Genomic DNA, 18,920 nt, shown 5'->3' with positions numbered 1-18,920 from the left:
AAAAACAACACTTTAGCGGTGAACTGTTGTATTCATCCCAAATTTGGTTGAATTGTGGATTGCATGCAGTTGTACGCTTCGTTATTATTTAAACACGTTGTACGATAAATGTCACGATAAATAAAGGAAGTGCCAGTAAATGAGTTTTTTAAGTCTAACTGATATTCACAAATCATACTATCTAGAGAAGCAAGAGTTTCCGGTAATCAAGGGCGTTACATTGGACTTTGAACTGGGAGAATTTGTTTCGATACTAGGCGAATCAGGTGGTGGTAAATCGACATTGATGAACATTATTGGTGGATTAGATCGTAACTTTACAGGACAAGTGACCTTGCAAGGCCAGCCAATGGATCATCATGATGAGGCGGCCATGAACCGGTATCGGCGAGACACTGTGGGGTACATCTATCAATCATATAATTTAATCAGTCATTTAACGGTATTAGACAATGTTTTGGTCCCCTTAGACATGAGCACGTTGTCTAAGGCGGACAGGCGAGAACGCGCACAACAATTACTGGCGCGAGTGGGATTGGCACAACAAGGACATAAGTATCCTAGTCAACTCTCAGGTGGTCAGAAACAGCGGGTGGCGATTGCACGAGCATTAGCCAGTGATCCACAGGTCATCATTGCCGATGAACCAACTGGGGCTTTGGACTCAGAGAATACGGCGGCGGTATTGAAGATTTTGGATGAGATTGCGGCTGAGGGAAAGTTGGTTATTGCGGTGACCCATTCGCAAGCCGTAGCGGATGCGGGAACTCGGATTGTTCACCTGGCAGATGGCCAAATTGACCGGGATACGCAAGTGCGACCGGCTTATCAAGCGACCGTTGCATCGCAACCTAAGTCACGTAAACTACCATTCTGGGCTAACGTTAAGAATGCACTTAAACATCTGCGATATTCTTGGAAAACGAGTAGTTTGATTACAATTGGTACAGCAATCGGATTATTCGCGGTGATTCTTTTCTCTGGATTAGGTAATGGTATTGGTGGATACATTAATAAACAGATTACGGACGTTGCCAATCCACGGGTCGTCACGGTCTCTAAGAAGCAAAAAACGACAACCCAATTGCCTGGTGGTAGTTCCAATCCGATGGCCACGGTTTTAGCATCCATGTCGACGACGAAGCCAACTATTACGACGGCCGAACAAGCGCGAGTTGCTCGAATGGACCATGTTCAGCGGGTTCAACCTACCTATACACTCTCTAATGTTAAGGTCAACTATGGGCGACACCAAACAACTATCGCTTCACTCGGTAATTGGACAGATGCGTCAACGGCGTCGTCGGTTAAGGTGGGCCATACACCGAAGCAAGGTGAAATTGTCTTAGATGAAACGGCAGTGGCCAAAAAATTGCAAAAGAAAAACTGGCGGCAATTAGTTGGCAAGAAGGTACGGTTGACTTACACGACTACGGAACATCAGCAGAAGAAAACCATGAAAATTCGGGTAAAGGTCGCGGGAATTGGTAAAAGTACTACTCAGGCTGCAGTAACTGGCGTGAATACTCAGACATTGATTGCGGGATTGAAAACTGCCGGTATGACAACTAAACCAACGAGTCTGACGGTTAAGGTCGATCAGATGACGAATGTAAAGGCTGTCCAAAATAAGATCAAGGCGTTACAAGTGCAACGAAAGAAGGTCTTTACGACAACTTCGATTGCTAGCATGATTACGACGTTACAGACGTATGTCCATCTGGCTTCATCTTTACTTTCGGTAATTGCGGCAATTTCGTTGCTTGTTTCGGCCATGATGATCATTGTTACGATGTATATGGCAGTTAGTGCGCGAACTAAGGAGATTGGAATTTTACGGGCTTTAGGTGAAAGTCGTCATGACATCCGACTATTGTTTCTAAGTGAATCGTTAGTGATTGGATTGCTGAGTGCGGTCGTGGCCACCGGATTAGCGTTTGGCCTGGGAGCGGTGGCCAATCACCTATTACTTGGCCTAGCCAGTTACAAGTTTGTCCAAATTAGTGGCGGAAATGTTGCGCTAATTTTTGGCCTGGCCATTATTATTTCGTTACTGGCGGCAATTTGGCCGGCGCGCCACGCCGCTCGGTTGAATCCAATTGAGGCGTTGAGTGCGGAATGATTTAAGATAGAAAAAAATAGGCGTATAAGTGATCAAGAAAAAGCATCCAGGAAGAATTCGTTTTGATGAAAAACGAGTCTGCTTGGATGCTTTTTGAGGTTAAGATTTAGGCGCGGAGTCAGCTGGAGCCTGGTCCGCTTGATTAAAGGTGGCGGTGATGTGGTGCATAAGTTGCAGATAACTGGTTTGTTCTGCGGGGGTCAATGTCTGGAAGCCTAATTGTTCAACTGAAGTCCAAATTTCGCTGACTTGTTGGGCAAGATGACGACCCTTGGATGTAAGAGAGACCAGCGTTGCCCGGCGATCGACCGTTGATTTATGGGTGGTGACAATCGCATTGCGTTGAAGACGAGAGACGGATTTGGTGACCGTCGAGTGATCAATCCCTAGGGCGTTGACCAGATCATTTTGGAGACAATCATCGTGGTCTAACAATTCAAGCAAGATAACGTCCTGTCCTGGGTATAGACCGAGCGCACGTATTCGCTTAGTCGTGATGGAGCGATGACTGAGAACGAGGTTGATAATGGCGGATTCTAATGGAAACTTTTCTTCAATGGACACAAGGTTACCCCCTTAAGGTGCATGTTAGGTTGTCGACCACTTAATTATAGGCAGTCACTCCCCAAAAGGCAATCGTCTTTTTGAGAATATAAGTTGCCGGCAACGTAAAAATGTGTTAACTTTTATGTTGCCGGTAACGTAAATGCAGAATTGAAAGAGAAGGCGATTAAATGACAACGAAATTAGGAATTGATGTTAACGGAAAGCCGTATCATCGGTGGTTTTTAATTTTATCTGTATTATTGGGTGGATTTATGACGGTATTGACAGAAACTCTGTTAAATAATGGATTACCGACGATTAGTCGTAGCCTCCATGTTGGTATGTCAACGGTTCAGTGGCTATCTACGGGCTACCTGCTAGCGATTGGGATTATGGTGCCCATCTCAGCTTTACTGCTGTATAAGTTTAGCTCGAAGGCGCTCTATCTAAGTGCTTTAGGCATCTTCTTGGTGGGGACGGTCTTGGCCTACCTGGCGCCCAACTTCAGCTTACTATTAGTGGGACGGATCATTCAGGCCATTAGTGTGGGTATTATCATGCCCTTTATGCAAAACATTATGGTCATGATCTTTCCGGCCAATCAACGAGGTATGGCTATGGGACTGACAGGAATCGTAGTGGGATTGGCACCCGCAATTAGACCAACTTTATCTGGTTGGATCGTTGATCATGCGTCGTGGCGTGACCTGTTCGGCATCTTGATTCCCGTCACGGTCATAGTCATCGTCTTGGCGGCTTTGGGGATGCGTAAGCTGATTGTGACAACTTCCCCCAAGTTGGATGTTCGGTCGGTCCTCTATTCAACAGTTGGTTTCGGTGGTATCTTGTATGGCTTTTCAACACTGAGTGATCAACAGTTGGGCGTGAGTTTGACGGCCTGATTAGTTGGAATTCTGGGTGTTTATGGGTTGGTGAAACGTCAGCTTAAGATGGCCGCTCCGCTGTTGGACGTCCGGGTCTTCCAGTCGAAAATCTTTACGCGGACCACGTGGCTTAGTAGTTTAAGTAATATGTCGTTACTTGGAATGCAACTATTGGTACCATTGTACCTTCAAAGCGTTTTCCGAGTGTCCGCGTTGACTTCTGGACTCATGATGCTACCCGGAGCCTTGATGATGGCAATTATGAATCCCATTGCAGGAAAGTTATTTGACCGTTTTGGGATTCGTAAGCTGGCAATTGCTGGTTTTGCGCTCTTTACCCTGGCAACGGTCCCGTTTGTTTGCTTTACGCCGAAGACTTCGCTTGTATTGGTCACCATAACTTATGCGATTTGGATGGCGGGGATTTCTTTAGTGGTCATGCAGGTTGCTACGGCGGGAATTAATGATTTGAAAACGAGTCAGATTGCCCATGGTAATGCCATCAACACGATGGCCCGACAGGTAGCCGCCGCCATTGCAACGGCACTGCTGATCTCGATTTCAACACTAGGTACGCAATGGTCGCAGGCTACCTCACCCGTTTTGCAGCAATTGCTGGGGTACCGTCTGGCATTTGGCACAGTAGTTCTGATCTCTATCATTGCTTGGGTGATGACGTTTGGATTACGGAGTCGGTCAGCTACTAAGCACTAAACGCGAATTTATCCCTGTCACGATACCCTTCGTGGAGTAGAATAGGGGGTAACGAACACGAGGAGGTGGCGTCATGACGCCAGCAAAATTCAGTACGGGACGGGTCCAGGTCGATAAGACGGTCTCGGAATTGCGGGCAATGGGGAAAGCCGCCCGCGCAAAGGTCTCCTTCGAGGACCTGGGGCGGTTCCAGCCCACCGGACGCGATAGTCGGCCCATGATGGACCAGGTCCGGCGGATGTTGATTCCCGAACTATTACCCGAACGGACCCGCCGGATGGGGGCTTCACCCTTTGCCTTCTTCCGGGGGACGGCCGAACTGATGGAGGCGGACTTGGATACCCAGCTGAACACGGGGATCCTCACGTTTACCTGCGGGGATGCGCACATTGGGAACTTCGGGTTCTACGCGTCACCCGAACGGCGCTTGTTGTTCGACCTGAATGACTTTGACGAAGCCGGCATTGCGCCTTGGGAGTGGGACCTCAAGCGCCTGTTAGTCAGCGTGGTCTTAGCCGGTCGGGCGAACGGGTTCAAGGAAAAGAAGCTCAAGGAGTGCTTGCCCGAGGTCGCCAATAGTTACCGCAAGAGCATCAAGAAGATGTTCGACCAGACCACGCTGGACCGCTTCTACCCGTTGAACGACGTGGAGAAGCTGGTTCAGGCCAGTGCCTTGGATCAGGATAATTACCAATTGTTGATGAACATCATTAACCACGCCAACAAACGCGATTCGGAACAGGTGGTCCGTAAGTTCACCACCCTGGATCAGCGTGGGGGCCTGTGTTTCCGGGAAAACGCACCGCGCACCACCCACGTGAGTGACGACTTCACCCAAAACGTGAGTGCCTACTTCGGCGCTTACCGGGCCACCCTGCGGCCGGATGTGAACTTGCTGTTGTCGCAGTACCACATCACCGACGTGGTCCGCCACAGTGTCGGCGTGGGGAGCTTCGGGTCACGTTGCTATTTGATCCTACTGACCGCTATCGATGGGTCGCATCTAGTGCTGCAGGTCAAAGAAGCCTTGCCGACTCGCCGGCGGGGAAGTCAACGCAGTACCCGCTTGACCGCAGCCTTCGAACAGACAGAAGGGCAACGAATCGTGGATTCCCAAAAGATCCTGCAGTCGGCCTCGGATTCCTTCCTGGGGTACTTCAGCGGGAAGCAACGCAGCTTCTACGTGCGTCAGTTCCGCGACATGAAAGAGTCCGTGGACCTGACCCAACTGGATTGGGACCAGTTCCAGACCTACGCGCGGACCTGCGCGTGGACACTGGCCATCGCCCACGCCCAGAGCCCAACCGCGGCCATGATCCGCGGCTACATTGGGGGCGGGGGAAAGACCCTCGACGCTCAGCTGGCCAACTTTGCCTTCGCTTATGCGGACCAAGTCGCCGCAGACTACACCGCGTTTTGCGACTACCGCTTAAGCGACCAGGATCAACCCGTGACCACCAATTAAACCATAACCGTCAGGAGATACTGTGATATTCCTGGCGGTTTTTTGTTGCGCTGAGAGGCTGAAAGCCCAGCCTGAAAACTTTCTTAAAATGAAAATTTACTAAAATTAGAAGGAATTCGGCAAAACGACCGACTAAGCTTACGAAAAACCAATTAATTTATGAAAACGGATGGTAGCAATTCTGATCGCCATCGATGGTGCGGACAAAGGGTGGTTTCCCGAAACTCTTTTCATTTTCTTTCAATTTCTAGCCGCTAATTAAGTTTAAAATTAAGCCTTTTCATTTCAAAACTAATTGGTATACTTATCACGTAATGAATTGCGTCAGGATGTTTGGGGGTCAACGAGATGACAGCGTACACCAGTGAAGACTTTCAGATTGATCAGTTTTGGTTGGCGGCTTTCAGCGCCCAAGCGGAGCCACGGCCGACTACGGTAGTCGACGCTTCCGGCCAACGGTATTTCCGGGACCGGTTTGAGAGTTCAGCCGAATATAACTATTTTTATAACGAGTCGCTAATCGCCTATTATCATCACCAATTGCGGTTAGCCAAACGGGCAGAATGTCTGGTAAAACGTCAATTGGTCTACCTGAAGAATTTACATTCGGGGACCCTAATTGTTGAACCGGCTTCGGTGATGCCTCGATCCCAGGGGCGGGGCGTGATGGTCACCCGCCGGCCAGTCTCGGCCACCCAGCGCCAGCAGTTATGCACGACGCTGGCGGAACAATTACAGGAGATCCAGGCGACTCAAGCGCAGGAACAGGCGGCCTTGGCGCACCAAATCGATGAGATGCGTTGCCTTTTAGCCCAACTGTACGCGCAGGGGATCGACCCGGGTGACTTCGTCCCATTGGTGGCCCGGGAGCCCAGTGTTTAGATTCATACATAATTAATCGAGGAGATGTTGACTTATCACGTTACGACACTTAACCGACATCACCCCGGCGGAGAACCGCCAGCGGATGTTAGCCGGTCAGCTCTACGACCCCAGCGAGGCCAGTCTGATGGCCGAACAGACCCGCTACCAGGCGGCTCTGGCCGAGTATAACCAGTTACCCTTTACCGATATCGCCGGTCGGAGTCGGTGGCTCCAAGCACACCTCGCAACGGTGGGGCCGGACTGTTACTTAGAACAACCATTTTATGCCAACTGGGGTGGCCACCACGTCCATCTGGGGGCGGGGGTCTACGCCAACTTTCATTTAACGCTGGTCGACGACGGTGATATCTTCATCGGCGACCACACCATGTTGGGGCCCAACGTGACGTTAGCCACGGCGGGTCACCCGGTCGAGCCCCAGCTGCGCCGGCGCGCCTACCAGTATAATCGCCCGATTCATTTAGGCGAAAATGTCTGGTTGGGGGCCAACGTTACGGTCTTGCCCGGCGTCACCATTGGCGAGAATACCGTGGTGGGCGCCGGCAGCCTGGTCACTAAGGACCTGCCGGCCAACGTGGTCGCTTATGGGACCCCCGCCACCGTGCAGCGGCCCATCGATGATCGCGACCGGCGCACCTATTATCAACAGGAAACCATTGATTTAGAGATTCCAAGTCAGGAGGAACGTCACCATGTCGATCACCATTAATCCAGCGGCCACGGTCTTTCATCTCCAGACCGACCACACCAGCTATATCGTTGAAATACTGCCTAACCAGACCTTAGGACAGGTCTACTACGGCGACCGGATTCCCGTCAAAGACGCCTATCCCAACCTCACCGCGCGCGAGGAGCGGGGCGGGACCCCGACTTGGCATGACGACCTGCCGGACTTTCAACCGGAACTGGTCAAGACCGAGTACGCGAGCTTTGGGAAGGGAGATTACCGCTACCCGGCCTTTCAGCTGACGCAGCCCAATGGTAGTCGGATTTCCGAATTCGTCTACCAAGACTATCAGCTGACGGCGGGCAAGCAGCGGTTGCCCAAGTTGCCATCGACCTTCGACGACACCCAAGATGATGCACAGACGTTGACCATCACCTTGAAGGACCGGTTGACGGGGGTCTTACAACACCTAAACTACGCGGTCTTCCCGCACCAGGACGTGATCGTCCGCAGTGCGACTTTCGAAAACCCGACGGCCACGGCGGTCACCCTGAACACCGCTTACAGCGCCCAGCTGGATCTGCCGGATGACCGGTACGATTTCCTCCAGTTCGCCGGCGATTGGGCCCGGGAACGGCACCTGTACCGCAACCGACTGCGGCCGGGCAGTCAGAGCATCGCCAGTCTCCGCGGCGCCTCGAGTGCCCAGGAGAACCCGTTCATGATGCTGGCCCGACCGGAGACCACCGAGACCCAGGGGAGCGCCTATGGCCTGAACCTGGTGTACTCGGGGAACTTCAACGATAGCGTTGAGGTCAACCAGTTCGCCACCAGCCGAGTCTTAATCGGGATCAACCCGACCGAGTTCGCCTGGAACCTGGGACCAGAGAGCACCTTCCAGACGCCGGAAGCCATCTTGAGCTATACGTCGGCGGGACTCAACCAGTTGTCCCAGCAAATGGGGGACTTCTACCAGCACCACTTGGTAAATTCGAAGTTTGCCAACCAGGAGCGTCCGGTCTTAATCAATAACTGGGAAGCCACTTACTTTGATTTCGATGAAGCCAAACTCATGACCATCGTCCGGCAGGCCCACGACCTGGGAATCGACATGTTCGTCTTGGATGACGGCTGGTTCGGCCACCGTAACGACGACACCACGTCGCTAGGCGATTGGGTCACCAATCAGCCTAAGTTCCCGCAGGGCTTGCCGCACTTCTGTGACCAGGTCCACGCGCTAGATATGCAGCTGGGACTGTGGTTTGAACCGGAAATGGTCTCCAAGGACAGCGACCTCTACCGGGCCCATCCGGATTGGCTGATTGGCGACCCGCATGCTGAGCTGACACCTAGCCGGCACCAGTTCGTCTTGGACATGTCCCGTAAAGACGTGGTCGACTATCTGGCACAACGGATCAGTCAAATCATCGATGAGACCCACCTAGATTACATCAAGTGGGACATGAATCGGAACATCACCGAAGCCTTCAGCCATCAGCTGGAAGCGACCAGCCAACTGGAGTTAGCGCACCGTTATATCCTGGGGGTCTACGATCTGTATGACCGGTTGACGCAGGCTTACCCGGACGTTTTGTTCGAGTCCTGCGCGTCCGGGGGCGGACGGTTCGACTTGGGGATGATGTACTACGCTCCCCAAGCTTGGACCAGCGACGATACGGATGCCGTGGAGCGTTTGAAGATCCAGTACGGCACGTCGTACGGGTACCCGCAAGCCATGATGGGCGCCCACGTCTCCGCGGTGCCGAACGAGCAGAACGGGCGAATCACGTCACTGACTACCCGGGGTGCGGTCGCCTTCTTCGGGGACCTGGGTTACGAGTTAGACATCACCCAGATGACGCCGGACGAGTTGCAGCAGATCAAGGAACAGGTGGCCTTTTACCACCAGTACCGGCGGCTCTTCCAGTTCGGTAAATTCTACCGGATCGACAGTCCGTTTGCCGGTGATGGCAACCTGACCAGCTGGGGCGTGGTGGCGCCCGACCAGTCTCAAGGCATCTTCGGGCGGTACCAATTGTTGAATCACCCTAACGCGCCGTACCAGCGCCAGTTCTTCCAGGGGCTGGATCCTAAACGGCAGTACAGGGTCAACGGCGGGGCAGAACACTTCTCTGGGACCGAGCTGATGGCGGCAGGGTACTTCGTGCCGTCCGTGAAGCCGGCCAAGGGATATTCCAGCGACTTCAGCGCCCAGTTGTTCATCGTCGAAGCGGTTTAGCATTGGCGGAGGTCAGCGCCTTACCGGACTAGAACAGTTGGTTAGCCAGCGGATGACCAGTGAGCCTGATTCTAGTGATTCCTGGAGCGGCAGACCTGTATTGAAAATGGTGATCTTATCAGGTTTAATACTTGGGTTTGCCTTCCCAGGTCGTTAGGCATCAGCTGAGCGTTTTCGTGAGCCGTGAGGGTGCCCAGACAGGGCTCAGCCGACTTAGAATAAGGCCCAGCTTCGAGACCGCTCTGTGGCTCGAAGTGGTGCCTGCGGCGTTCCAACCCTGTCTGGACGCCCGGTAAGGCGGATGTACCATGCAGTATCAGTTACACAATAAAATCAATAAGATGATTCGGCTGCGCAATGCGGTCGAATAGAATGGTGAGGCGAGTAACATGGTCAATCAACAGCAACCGGAAGCCGCAGAGAGCAAGTCCCGGCAGTTAGTTTCCCGGTTATCCTATTCATTTGGGGCGTTTGGACACGATGCCTTTTATTCAACGTTGTCCACGTACTTTATTATGTTTGTCACGGCGCACCTGTTCGATAAGACGGATGGGGCGCAAAGTAAGATGATTGCGGCTATCACGGCGATCATCTTCGTCCTGCGGTTCGTGGAATTAGCCATTGATCCGCTGATTGGGAACGCCATCGACAACACCCGGTCGAAGTGGGGCCACTTCAAGCCCTGGATCATTGCCGGGGGGACGATTGGGTCCGTGGTTTTAGCCATCCTGTTCACCAACATGGGGGGCTTGAACACCAAGAACCCGATTCTGTACTTAATTCTGTTTGCGATTCTGTACATCACCATGGACATCTTCTACTCCTTCAAGGACGTGGGGTTCTGGTCCATGATTCCGGCGATTTCGTTTGACTCGGTCGAACGGGAAAAGACCGCGACTTACGCCCGGGTCGGTTCGACCATCGGGGCCAACATCGTGGGGGTCGTAGTCACGCCTATCGTGGTCTTCTTCTCCGTGAACGCCAACCACGGTCAAGGGGATACGCGCGGGTGGTTCGCCTTTGGGCTAATCATCGCACTGCTCTCCTGGATCTCCGCCATCGTGGTGGGGCTGGGGACTAAGGAAAATGATTCCGAGTTGCGGAAGAACACCGAAAAGACCACGGTGCGCGGGGTCTTCAAGGTCTTGGGCCGTAATGACCAGCTGATGTGGCTGTCGCTGACCTACGGACTCTACACGTCCGGGATCGCCATCACCAACGCCATGGAATTCTACTACTTTACTTATATTCTGGGGAAACCCGGGCAATTCAGTCTGTTGGCGACGTTAAACGCCGTGATCGGGGTCTTCTCCGTCTTGGCCTTCCCACCCCTAGCGCGGAAGTTCAGTCGGCGGAAAGTCTTCTTCCTCTCGATTGCCATCATGCTAGTCTCGCTGGCTTGCTTCACGGTCGCCGGGGACTCCCTGCCGATGGTCTTGTTCTCTGCGGTCCTGTTCTTCATTCCACAACCGCTGATTTTCTTGGTAGTCTTGATGATTCTGAGTGACTCCGTGGAATACGGGCAATTGAAGTTCGGGCACCGGGACGAATCCCTGACCCTGTCCGTCCGGCCATTGCTGGATAAATTAGGGGGCGCGATTTCCAACGGGATCGTGGGAATCGCCGCAGTTCTAGCTGGAATGACCACGGGGGCAACGGCCGGCGATATTACCGGTCACGGCCAATTGGTCTTCAAGCTCTTCATGTTCGGGTTACCGACGCTGCTGGTCCTGGCAGGGACCTTCATCTTCTTCAAGAAGGTTACGCTGGATGAAAAGCAGCACGCCCAAATCGTGGACGAGTTGGAAAAGACTTGGCACGAACACCTGGACACTAACCAGAATCCCGAGGATATCCAACAAGAACTTGCCGGTACCACGACGGTTCAGGTTCCCGTGAGTGGGGAACTGGTCTCCTTACAGCAAGTGGCGGAACAGAGCTTCGCTTCGGGGAAGATGGGCGAAGGGTTCGCCATTAAGCCTAGTGACGGTGAGGTCTGTGCGCCGTTCGACGGAGTGGTCGAGGCGACCTTTCCGACCCGCCACGCGATTGGGTTACGGTCGGATAACGGGGTCTTGTTACTGATCCATATTGGGGTCGACACAGTCACCATGCAGGGGACCGGGTTCGTCCAATACGTGACAGAGGGCGAGCACGTCACGGCCGGACAGAAGTTGATTGAGTTCTGGGCCCCAGCCATTCACAAGGCGGGCCTGGACGATACCGTGATGGTGGTGGTCACCAACCACGGCGACTTGGCACCATTCAAACCAGCGAAGACGACCGGTGAGGTCCACCAAGGCGACCCAATCTTAGATTTGACGTTAAAAACTGAATAGTTAACGGTTAAGCACTGGAGAGACAATCCGTTTCTCCGGTGTTTTTTAGCTATGATAAAAGGCCCGCAAACACGTGAGTTTGCGGGCCTGGCTTTGTTAAATGAAAGAAATTGGCACTTTTAAGCAACTATTGTGGTTTTACTCGCCTTACCGGGCGGTCAGACAGAGCTGGAACGCCGTGGGCACCACTTCGAGCCACAGGGCGGTCTCAAAGCTGGGCCTTATTCTAAGTCGGCTGAGGAACGCCAACTAAGAATAATTTCACGGCTGAGCCCTGTCTGGCCACCCTCACGGCTTACACAGTAATGGTCATCAATACAGGTTAGTTGAGCACTAACGTAAGGTCCCGGTGGCCGCTAGAGCTCAGCCAGTGAAATTGGCGTTGGCTGAGTGGTTTTCTCAGCCTAGGCCAAGGCCGAGTTTCAAGATTCGCGGGTTGGGCGAAGCTTGAAATCGTGCCCACAGGCGTCACGGCTCTAGCGGTTACCGGGACCGAATTCATTTGCAATTTAACCTCAAAACAAGTTCTAGAATTGATGCAGGAAAATGGAATCCGCGTCTACGTCGGTGTGGAAGACCTCGTCGGCGTCGGAGAGTTGGAGGATGTTCTGCGGCTGGTGAGCTTCCTCGCCGGAACAATCCTTCAAAGCCAGGAATTGGTGAGATTTGGAGTAGAGTACGACGGAACAATCGGCCGGATCACGGCGTTGTGGATCGTAGTTCACACAGACCAGTTGTTGAACGAACGGCTCATTGATAAACGGTGAAATAATCGTCATTGCCCGCTTCTTAAACGTTGGTTGACTAAACGTGGTCCCCATCACGATAGTTTTGTGTCTCATTGTTATCTCCCCCTTGTAGTTTTAGCCTAGCACGAGTAAGGGGGTAAGGCGAGGCGGCCAATTTAGAATTCATGGCTAGCTTACAATCCTTAATTATTTGGAGACAACTAACTTTACCAGGTGACCTAAAAAAGGCCTGGGACAAAATTCCCAGACCTCCTTTGTTCTTGCTAATAACGTTAATGCTCACTGGCTAATCGCCTTTTGTCCCACTCTTAGACTTAATACCCGCGTTGAGGGTCGACTTGGTTCACGGCCAAGTGGCCATCGGCGAGGTAGCTGGTGAGGTTCTGGTAGAAGAGTTCGAAGATGGGCCGGTTGTTGGCCACGGAGAATCCAGTCTGGTGCGGCGTGATTAAGACGTTAGCGTAGTCCCAGAGCTTGGATTCACGAGGAAGGGGTTCGGTCTCGAAGACGTCTAAAGCGGCGTTTAGAACTTCCCGTTTGTCTAAGGCCTGCATCAACGCAGTGGTGTTCACGGAACTGCCCCGGCCGACGTTGACGAAGACCCGTAAGCCGGTCAACTGTTGGAAGAAGGCGGCGTTGAAGTAGTGGATGGTCGCGTCGGTCGCCGGCATGTTGTTGATCACGATGTCGGCGTCCTTTAAGAGTTCGGCGTCGTGATCCAGGCTGACGGTCTGCTGGAAGCCGTCGACGGGGTGCCCCGTACGGTTGACCCCGTAAGGTGCGTTGCCAAAACCGCGGAGGAGCTTCGCGATGGCCTGACCGATGCTCCCGGTCCCGTAGATGACCACTCGTTGTTCGGACAGGCTATGCAGGTCGTTACGGTTCGGTTGTTGCCAGAAGTGGCCGGCTTGGTTTTGAACGGCCCCGTCGAAGCCCCGCAGGAAGTAGAGCAGGTACCCGATGGTGGATTCGGCGATGGCCGGAGAGTAGACGCCACTGGCGTTGGTCAGGGCCACTTGGTGTTCGGCCAACCAGTCGAGCGGCAGGTAGTCGATACCGGCACTAAAGGTCTGAATCCAGTGGACCTGGTTGCGGGGGTCCTTTAAGACCTGATCACCCAGTGCGCTCCAGCCGAAGATGCTGGTGATGGGCCCGGTGGCGTCCTGGTAGGTGTCGGGCGTGTAGAACTCTGCGTCCAGCGCGTCCAAGCGATGCCGCTGGTCCGGGGTCAGGGGATAAAGTAATAAGATACGTTCCGTCATGAAAAAGACCTCCTTGAGGGTAAAATTGACTGTCCCTAGTGTAGCACGTCTCCCGCCATTTACCGTACCATTTAGTGGGGAAAATCAGGTTTAACCGCTCAGCAAACGGGGGATGGTGCATCCGCTTACCCATACGCCTTACCGGACCGGAGTAAAGGGGGACAACTGACGGATGCAGACGGCCCCAACAGCCGATTGGCAGGGCCGTGACGCCAGTGGGCACGACTTTGAGCTTCGCTAAACCCGCGAATCTCAAAGCTCGGCATTAGCCTAAGGCCAGAAACCCTCTGGCCTAACGCTAATGTCACCGGCTGGGCCCTATCGGCTGTTGGGGCCTAACGGTAGTGGGAAAGTCATTTCAAACGGTTAGTCAATTTCATCACCAGTGTGAGCCGAGAGGGTGGCCAGACAGGGCTCAGCCGTGAAATTATTCTTAGTTGGCGTTCCTCAGCCGGCTTAGAATAAGGCCCAGCTTCGAGACCGCTCTGTGGCTCGAAGTGGTGCCCACGGCGTTCCAGCCCTGTCTGGCCGCCCGGTAAGGCGGATGCCCCCCACCACAGAAGCCTAGTAGCACACTTCTGCGAATATGTTACTTAGTTGAGTTGCCTTAATGCTAAAAAAATAGACAGAAAAAGAAGCTTTTGCGCAAAACATCAAGGTGAATCATTGAATATTGGCTTATCACTCGATATAATGAGGATAAGCTAGCAATTATTTATTCATACACATAACGTTTGGGGAGGTTAGAACAATGCTTAATGTTGGTCTAGATATTCTAGGCTTAGCACGATTCCAATTCGGGATGACGACCGTTTTCCATTTCTTCTTTGTTCCGTTTTCCATCGGGTTGGCCTTTGTCGTTGCCGTCATGGAAACGATGTACGCCGTTAAAGGCGACGAAGACTACAAGAAGATGGCCCAGTTCTGGGGCAAGATTTTCCTGTATAGCTTCGCCGTAGGGGTCGTGACCGGGATCATCCAAGAATTCCAATTTGGGATGAACTGGTCGGAATACTCACGGTTCATGGGGGACATCTTCGGGGCGCCGTTAGCCATCGAAGCGTTAGCCGCGTTCTTCATGGAATCCACGTTCATCGGCATGTGGATGTTTACTTGGGACCGCTTCAATAAGTGGGTCCACACGTTATTTATTTGGTTAGTTATGTTTGGGTCTTCTCTATCAGCACTATGGATTTTGGCCGCGAATAGTTTCATGCAGAACCCATTGGGCTACATCATTAACAAGCAGACCGGCCACGTACAGATGGTCGACTTCGGTGCCATCGTGGGGAACCCCCAACTTTGGAACGAATTCCCCCACGTTATTTTCGGGGCATTTGTAACCGCTGCCTTTGTCATCGCGGGTTGCTCCGCTTGGCGGTTGCTGAAGAAGGACCACGTCACGTTCTACCGGAAGTCCCTGCAGGTGGCCTTGGTCATCGGCTTGATCTTCTCGTTAGGCTCCATTGCCAGTGGGGACACGCAGATGCGTTACCTACTGAATAACCAGCCGATGAAGGTCGGGGCCATGGAAGGGCTCTACAAGAACTCGACGGAAAAAGGTGAATGGACGGCCATTGCGGGCTTCGATACCAAGGCGCACAAGACCACCTGGTCCGTGGATGTTCCGTATGTTTTGAACTTATTGAGTTACCATAAATTGACCGGGACCGTGACTGGGATGAACCAGGCCAATAAAGAGTTGCACGCCAAGTACGATAAGAAATTCGGTAAAGACATCAACTACTACGTGCCAACCAACACCTTATTCTGGAGCTTCCGGATCATGTCCGGTGCCGCCGCGTTATTTGCCTTGCTTGCCGTGGTTGGACTGATTATGAACCGTAAGAAGTCGCAAGCCATTATGAAGCAGCGCTGGTTCCTGTACATCATGGGGATCTGCCTGTGGCTACCATTTATCGTGAACACCTGTGGTTGGTTCATCACGGAATTCGGTCGGTACCCGTGGGTGGTTTACGGCCTGTTGACCATCGCGGACGCGGTATCGCCAAACGTTTCCGTGGCTTCGCTGCTGACCTCAAACATTATCTACTTCCTGATGTTTGCCGGCATGGGAGTCGTCATGATTGTCCTGAGTCACCGGACTCTAAAGGCCGGACCGGACGCGGACAATACCGACGGCTATGCGGCCAGTGACACTGACATTGATCCTTACTCGAAGGGGGCGTTCAACCATGACTAACTTACAATTACTCTGGTTTATCCTTATTGGCGTCCTGTTCAGTGGTTTCTTCTTCCTCGAAGGGTTCGACTTCGGGGTCGGCATGCTGATCAAGAGCTTCGCCCGTAATGATGCGGAACGGGACGTCGTGATTCGGACGATTGGCCCGCACTGGGACGGCAACGAAGTCTGGCTGATCACGGCCGGCGGGGCGATGTTTGCTTCGTTCCCGATGTGGTATGCCACGTTGTTCTCTGGGTTCTACCTGGTCTTGTTCCTGATTCTGGCCGCGCTGATTTTCCGGGGCGTGTCCTTCGAGTTCCGGGCGAACATGCGGACGCAGACCTGGAAGACCTTCTGGGAATGGGCCGGTACCATTGGAAGTGGTTGTGCGGCGTTCCTCTTCGGGATGCTGTTCACGGCCATGATCAAGGGGATGCCGATTGACCAAAATGGTGATATGACCGCGCACTTCACGGACTACGTTAACCTGTTCTCCATCGTAGGTGGGGTTGCCGTGACCGTCTTATGTTTGGTCCACGGCTTGAACTTCATCCGGTTGAAGACCGAAGGCGGCCTGCGTGACCGGGCCCGGGCTTGGAACAAGATTCTCTACCCGGTTCTGTTCGCCGGGGAAGTGGTCTTCGCCATCCTGCTGTTCGTCTACACCGACTTCTTCCAGAAGAAGCCACTGAGCACCACGGTTATCGTGGCCTTCCTGGTCGTGGTCACCGCGTTGGCCTACTGGGGTGTCCTGGGTAACCACGAGTGGTTATCCTTCGTGGGCAGTGGTTTGTCGTTGATTAGCGTGGTCGTCTTGATCTTCAACGGGTTGTTCCCGCGGGTCATGGTCGCCAATAATCCGGCGTACAGCCTGTTGATTAAGAACTCGTCGAATTCGCCGTACACGCTGCATCTGATGACCATTCTGACCTTCTCCATCTTGCCGATTGTCCTGGTCTACTTCATCTGGAGTTACTGGGTCTTCTACAAGCGGTTGGCGTCACCCAAGCAGAGTGCTTAACATGTAAATTGAAAACTTCTGAGAACCGTTCTGACCAGGTAGGTTGGGGCGGTTCTTTTTGGGTTGGGAGATGTTTAGGGGCTGTGCAATTGTCAGTTCAGCGCCATTAAAAAAGAGACAAGCAGGTTGGCTTGTCTCTGGTCATGACTATAACGATAAGTGTAGTTGGGATAGCAGTTCATAGAGCGGTATGGTGGTGACACCAAACTGATGCGCAACGGCGGCAATCTTAGGCTCCTTACCAGAAAAAACACCAATGCTAGGCATTGTCACGTGTCCGTTTCCGTCCATTGTCACAATAGATTGATGATGAATTTGAGCTGTAGCAATCAGCCAAGGATCAGCCTTGTAGGGAGATTGCCACTGGGCAATTCCTGCAGGATTCCAACGCTGCGATACGGAAATCCAGTTCATGATTTCGCGATAGACTTGGATGGTCGCATCGTCAGGTTGAATCTGTTGAGTTTTGAAGGTTTGATGAGTCCAATTGACAAGTTGCTGAGGATATTGGATTTCATCGTAGACAAAGGTTGTCATTTTCACATTGGGTGCAGTTGCCAGAAAGGTCCAAACGGATTTAAAGACCTCAGGCCGGTACCATTTCTTATGCGCGTCAATTAATGAGTTTGAGTCCAATAAATAGTCCATATTCTCACGCCAATCCTAAAATTCGGTCTACTGTGGCATCGTAAGTTTTTAGCGAGACACCTAGCATGGAAGCAGCTGAAGTGATTGCCAGTTGACCGCTTGCTTCATGATTGATGACAGCGTTAGCGAAGCGGCGGTCTACTCGTGAAAGGGCAGTGTTGTAAAAGTCACCGCCAGTTGATTTGGGTTTTCTTTTTAGACCAGTAGCCTGTTCCTTCTCAGCCCAGTCGATGAGTCGATCGTCATAGAGGTGCATTGACTTTAGCTGGATAGCTGTGGCGACAAGGCTGGTATGGAATCGCCGGGAGAGAAATTTGAGATTAGCCGAGGCAGGTTGTTTCGGCGCCAAACTAGCTTTTACAGCAGTCGGCGGCATTAAGACATTGATGGTCACCCGATTGATCCACCGCTCATTTTGAAGAGCCGTATCTGGAGCAACGTTAAGCACTTCGCTTTGCCCCAATAACACGTGGATGAATTCATGGAGTAGTGAAAAAATCTTAGCTTTCTTACTATCAGCGCTATTAATAAAGATGAGGGGGACGACCGGATCAATCAGCACAAAAGCCCGAAACTCGGTCACATCAAGGGGACGGTGAGTATTAGTACCCACAATACCATTTTGCATGACCATGATGCCTAAGGCGCTAATTTTAGTCCGTAGTAGTGTGAAAAAGTCTTCATCGGTCATTGAAGTTCCTAGTGATTCGGACAGGGTTAGCAGATTTAAGACGGTAGTTGCTACGGTGGTTGGACTCATCTTGAGGTTAACTTGATGTAAAAGACCAAAGCGATGATGTTCATTTTGGTTCAACAGATCATCTTTCATCCAAGCTTGTCTAGATTCCATCATGTGGATGGTGTCGATTAGACGTCGGCTTGGCTGAACTGAGGCATTGTTGACTGTTCTGAATTTAACGAAGGTATTCTCTTCGCGGGGAACTTCTGTCCCAAAGAAGTAGTTAAAGGGAATATGGGTGTCTTGGCTAAATCGTTGGAGCTGTTTAAACGTGGGATTGTCATGACTGTCGGAATTACGCCATGCATCCACTGGGTACTTTTGAGCTAACTCCGAACGACTCTTTTCGCCATGTTCAATAGCCCAATCTAAAATTTTAGGATTGACGGGAACTCGAGGACTTTGCGTCATGAAAATCACCTCCTGATAATCAACTTCATTCTATCATATTCTGT

The 18,920-nt window shown here is 52.2% G+C and carries 15 protein-coding genes; 10 read left to right on the top strand and 5 right to left on the bottom strand.

The window, feature by feature from the left end:
• The first annotated feature begins 139 nt into the window (after nt 1-139).
• Nucleotides 140-2,122 carry an ABC transporter ATP-binding protein/permease gene (locus RIN67_RS09315; RefSeq protein WP_313825908.1) on the top strand — a complete coding sequence of 661 codons (1,983 nt, stop codon included), beginning with the start codon at nt 140-142 and terminating at the stop codon, nt 2,120-2,122.
• Nucleotides 2,123-2,221: 99 nt separating this feature from the next.
• On the opposite strand, the gene RIN67_RS09310 is transcribed toward RIN67_RS09315, so the two are convergent.
• Complete coding sequence (locus tag RIN67_RS09310; protein ID WP_264999344.1) at nt 2,222-2,686, bottom strand: MarR family winged helix-turn-helix transcriptional regulator; 465 nt, start codon at nt 2,684-2,686, stop codon at nt 2,222-2,224.
• A gap of 170 nt (nt 2,687-2,856) precedes the next feature.
• Between RIN67_RS09310 and RIN67_RS09305 the strand changes: the two genes are divergently transcribed.
• The 7 genes from RIN67_RS09305 to RIN67_RS09275 all read left to right on the top strand — a co-directional run bounded on the left by RIN67_RS09305 (nt 2,857) and on the right by RIN67_RS09275 (nt 11,861).
• A complete protein-coding gene (locus tag RIN67_RS09305) occupies nt 2,857-3,570 on the top strand; it encodes an MFS transporter (RefSeq protein ID WP_264999343.1) in 714 nt (237 codons plus the stop codon).
• A gap of 30 nt (nt 3,571-3,600) precedes the next feature.
• Complete coding sequence (locus RIN67_RS09300; protein ID WP_264999403.1) at nt 3,601-4,266, top strand: MFS transporter; 666 nt, start codon at nt 3,601-3,603, stop codon at nt 4,264-4,266.
• A gap of 73 nt (nt 4,267-4,339) precedes the next feature.
• Nucleotides 4,340-5,731, top strand: a complete 1,392-nt coding sequence (locus RIN67_RS09295; protein WP_056943940.1) for a DUF2252 domain-containing protein — start codon at nt 4,340-4,342, stop codon at nt 5,729-5,731.
• A gap of 348 nt (nt 5,732-6,079) precedes the next feature.
• Nucleotides 6,080-6,613, top strand: coding sequence for a hypothetical protein (locus RIN67_RS09290; RefSeq protein WP_264999342.1), 534 nt, complete (start codon nt 6,080-6,082; stop codon nt 6,611-6,613).
• Between the two features lie 85 nt (nt 6,614-6,698).
• A complete protein-coding gene (locus RIN67_RS09285) occupies nt 6,699-7,325 on the top strand; it encodes a sugar O-acetyltransferase (RefSeq protein ID WP_264999341.1) in 627 nt (208 codons plus the stop codon).
• A complete protein-coding gene (locus RIN67_RS09280) occupies nt 7,309-9,522 on the top strand; it encodes an alpha-galactosidase (protein WP_264999340.1) in 2,214 nt (737 codons plus the stop codon). The genes RIN67_RS09285 and RIN67_RS09280 overlap by 17 nt, the downstream gene beginning before the upstream one ends.
• Before the next feature lie 389 nt (nt 9,523-9,911).
• On the top strand, nt 9,912-11,861 hold the full coding sequence (locus RIN67_RS09275; RefSeq protein ID WP_264999339.1) for a glycoside-pentoside-hexuronide (GPH):cation symporter: 1,950 nt from the start codon (nt 9,912-9,914) through the stop codon (nt 11,859-11,861).
• Nucleotides 11,862-12,388: 527 nt separating this feature from the next.
• On the opposite strand, the gene RIN67_RS09270 is transcribed toward RIN67_RS09275, so the two are convergent.
• Nucleotides 12,389-12,703, bottom strand: a complete 315-nt coding sequence (locus RIN67_RS09270) for a hypothetical protein (protein ID WP_024747769.1) — start codon at nt 12,701-12,703, stop codon at nt 12,389-12,391.
• Between the two features lie 221 nt (nt 12,704-12,924).
• Nucleotides 12,925-13,872, bottom strand: coding sequence for an NAD(P)-dependent oxidoreductase (locus RIN67_RS09265; protein WP_264999338.1), 948 nt, complete (start codon nt 13,870-13,872; stop codon nt 12,925-12,927).
• A gap of 751 nt (nt 13,873-14,623) precedes the next feature.
• Here RIN67_RS09265 and RIN67_RS09260 point away from each other — a divergent pair.
• Both RIN67_RS09260 and cydB read left to right on the top strand, forming a co-directional pair.
• Complete coding sequence (locus tag RIN67_RS09260) at nt 14,624-16,075, top strand: cytochrome ubiquinol oxidase subunit I (RefSeq protein ID WP_264999337.1); 1,452 nt, start codon at nt 14,624-14,626, stop codon at nt 16,073-16,075.
• A complete protein-coding gene (gene cydB, locus RIN67_RS09255; RefSeq protein ID WP_264999336.1) occupies nt 16,068-17,078 on the top strand; it encodes a cytochrome d ubiquinol oxidase subunit II in 1,011 nt (336 codons plus the stop codon). Before RIN67_RS09260 ends, cydB begins: the two co-directional genes overlap by 8 nt.
• A 147-nt stretch (nt 17,079-17,225) precedes the next feature.
• On the opposite strand, the gene RIN67_RS09250 is transcribed toward cydB, so the two are convergent.
• Together RIN67_RS09250 and RIN67_RS09245 are read right to left on the bottom strand one after the other, a co-directional pair.
• Nucleotides 17,226-17,726 (bottom strand): DUF4411 family protein, encoded by a 501-nt coding sequence (locus RIN67_RS09250; RefSeq protein WP_264999335.1) that lies wholly within the window; start codon nt 17,724-17,726, stop codon nt 17,226-17,228.
• Between the two features lie 4 nt (nt 17,727-17,730).
• Nucleotides 17,731-18,876: an ImmA/IrrE family metallo-endopeptidase gene (locus RIN67_RS09245; RefSeq protein ID WP_264999334.1), complete on the bottom strand. Its 1,146-nt coding sequence runs from the start codon at nt 18,874-18,876 to the stop codon at nt 17,731-17,733.
• Between the last annotated feature and the right edge of the window lie 44 nt (nt 18,877-18,920).

It is taken from the genome of Levilactobacillus namurensis (genome assembly GCF_032197885.1).
Taxonomy (GTDB): Bacteria; Bacillota; Bacilli; order Lactobacillales; family Lactobacillaceae; genus Levilactobacillus; species Levilactobacillus namurensis_A.
Note: the sequence above shows the minus strand (reverse complement) of the source record. Positions and strands in the feature narration are given on the sequence as shown.

Excerpts from the sequence above, each read along its gene's own strand:
- RIN67_RS09285 (WP_264999341.1), top strand. The coding sequence starts at position 6,699 with ATGTTAGCCGGTCAGCTCTACGACCCCAGCGAGGCCAGTCTGATGGCC.
- RIN67_RS09275 (WP_264999339.1), top strand. The coding sequence starts at position 9,912 with ATGGTCAATCAACAGCAACCGGAAGCCGCAGAGAGCAAGTCCCGGCAG.
- RIN67_RS09295 (WP_056943940.1), top strand. The coding sequence starts at position 4,340 with ATGACGCCAGCAAAATTCAGTACGGGACGGGTCCAGGTCGATAAGACG.
- RIN67_RS09280 (WP_264999340.1), top strand. The coding sequence starts at position 7,309 with ATGTCGATCACCATTAATCCAGCGGCCACGGTCTTTCATCTCCAGACC.
- RIN67_RS09250 (WP_264999335.1), bottom strand. The coding sequence starts at position 17,726 with ATGGACTATTTATTGGACTCAAACTCATTAATTGACGCGCATAAGAAA.
- RIN67_RS09270 (WP_024747769.1), bottom strand. The coding sequence starts at position 12,703 with ATGAGACACAAAACTATCGTGATGGGGACCACGTTTAGTCAACCAACG.
- RIN67_RS09265 (WP_264999338.1), bottom strand. The coding sequence starts at position 13,872 with ATGACGGAACGTATCTTATTACTTTATCCCCTGACCCCGGACCAGCGG.
- RIN67_RS09260 (WP_264999337.1), top strand. The coding sequence starts at position 14,624 with ATGCTTAATGTTGGTCTAGATATTCTAGGCTTAGCACGATTCCAATTC.
- cydB (WP_264999336.1), top strand. The coding sequence starts at position 16,068 with ATGACTAACTTACAATTACTCTGGTTTATCCTTATTGGCGTCCTGTTC.
- RIN67_RS09305 (WP_264999343.1), top strand. The coding sequence starts at position 2,857 with ATGACAACGAAATTAGGAATTGATGTTAACGGAAAGCCGTATCATCGG.
- RIN67_RS09315 (WP_313825908.1), top strand. The coding sequence starts at position 140 with ATGAGTTTTTTAAGTCTAACTGATATTCACAAATCATACTATCTAGAG.
- RIN67_RS09290 (WP_264999342.1), top strand. The coding sequence starts at position 6,080 with ATGACAGCGTACACCAGTGAAGACTTTCAGATTGATCAGTTTTGGTTG.
- RIN67_RS09245 (WP_264999334.1), bottom strand. The coding sequence starts at position 18,876 with ATGACGCAAAGTCCTCGAGTTCCCGTCAATCCTAAAATTTTAGATTGG.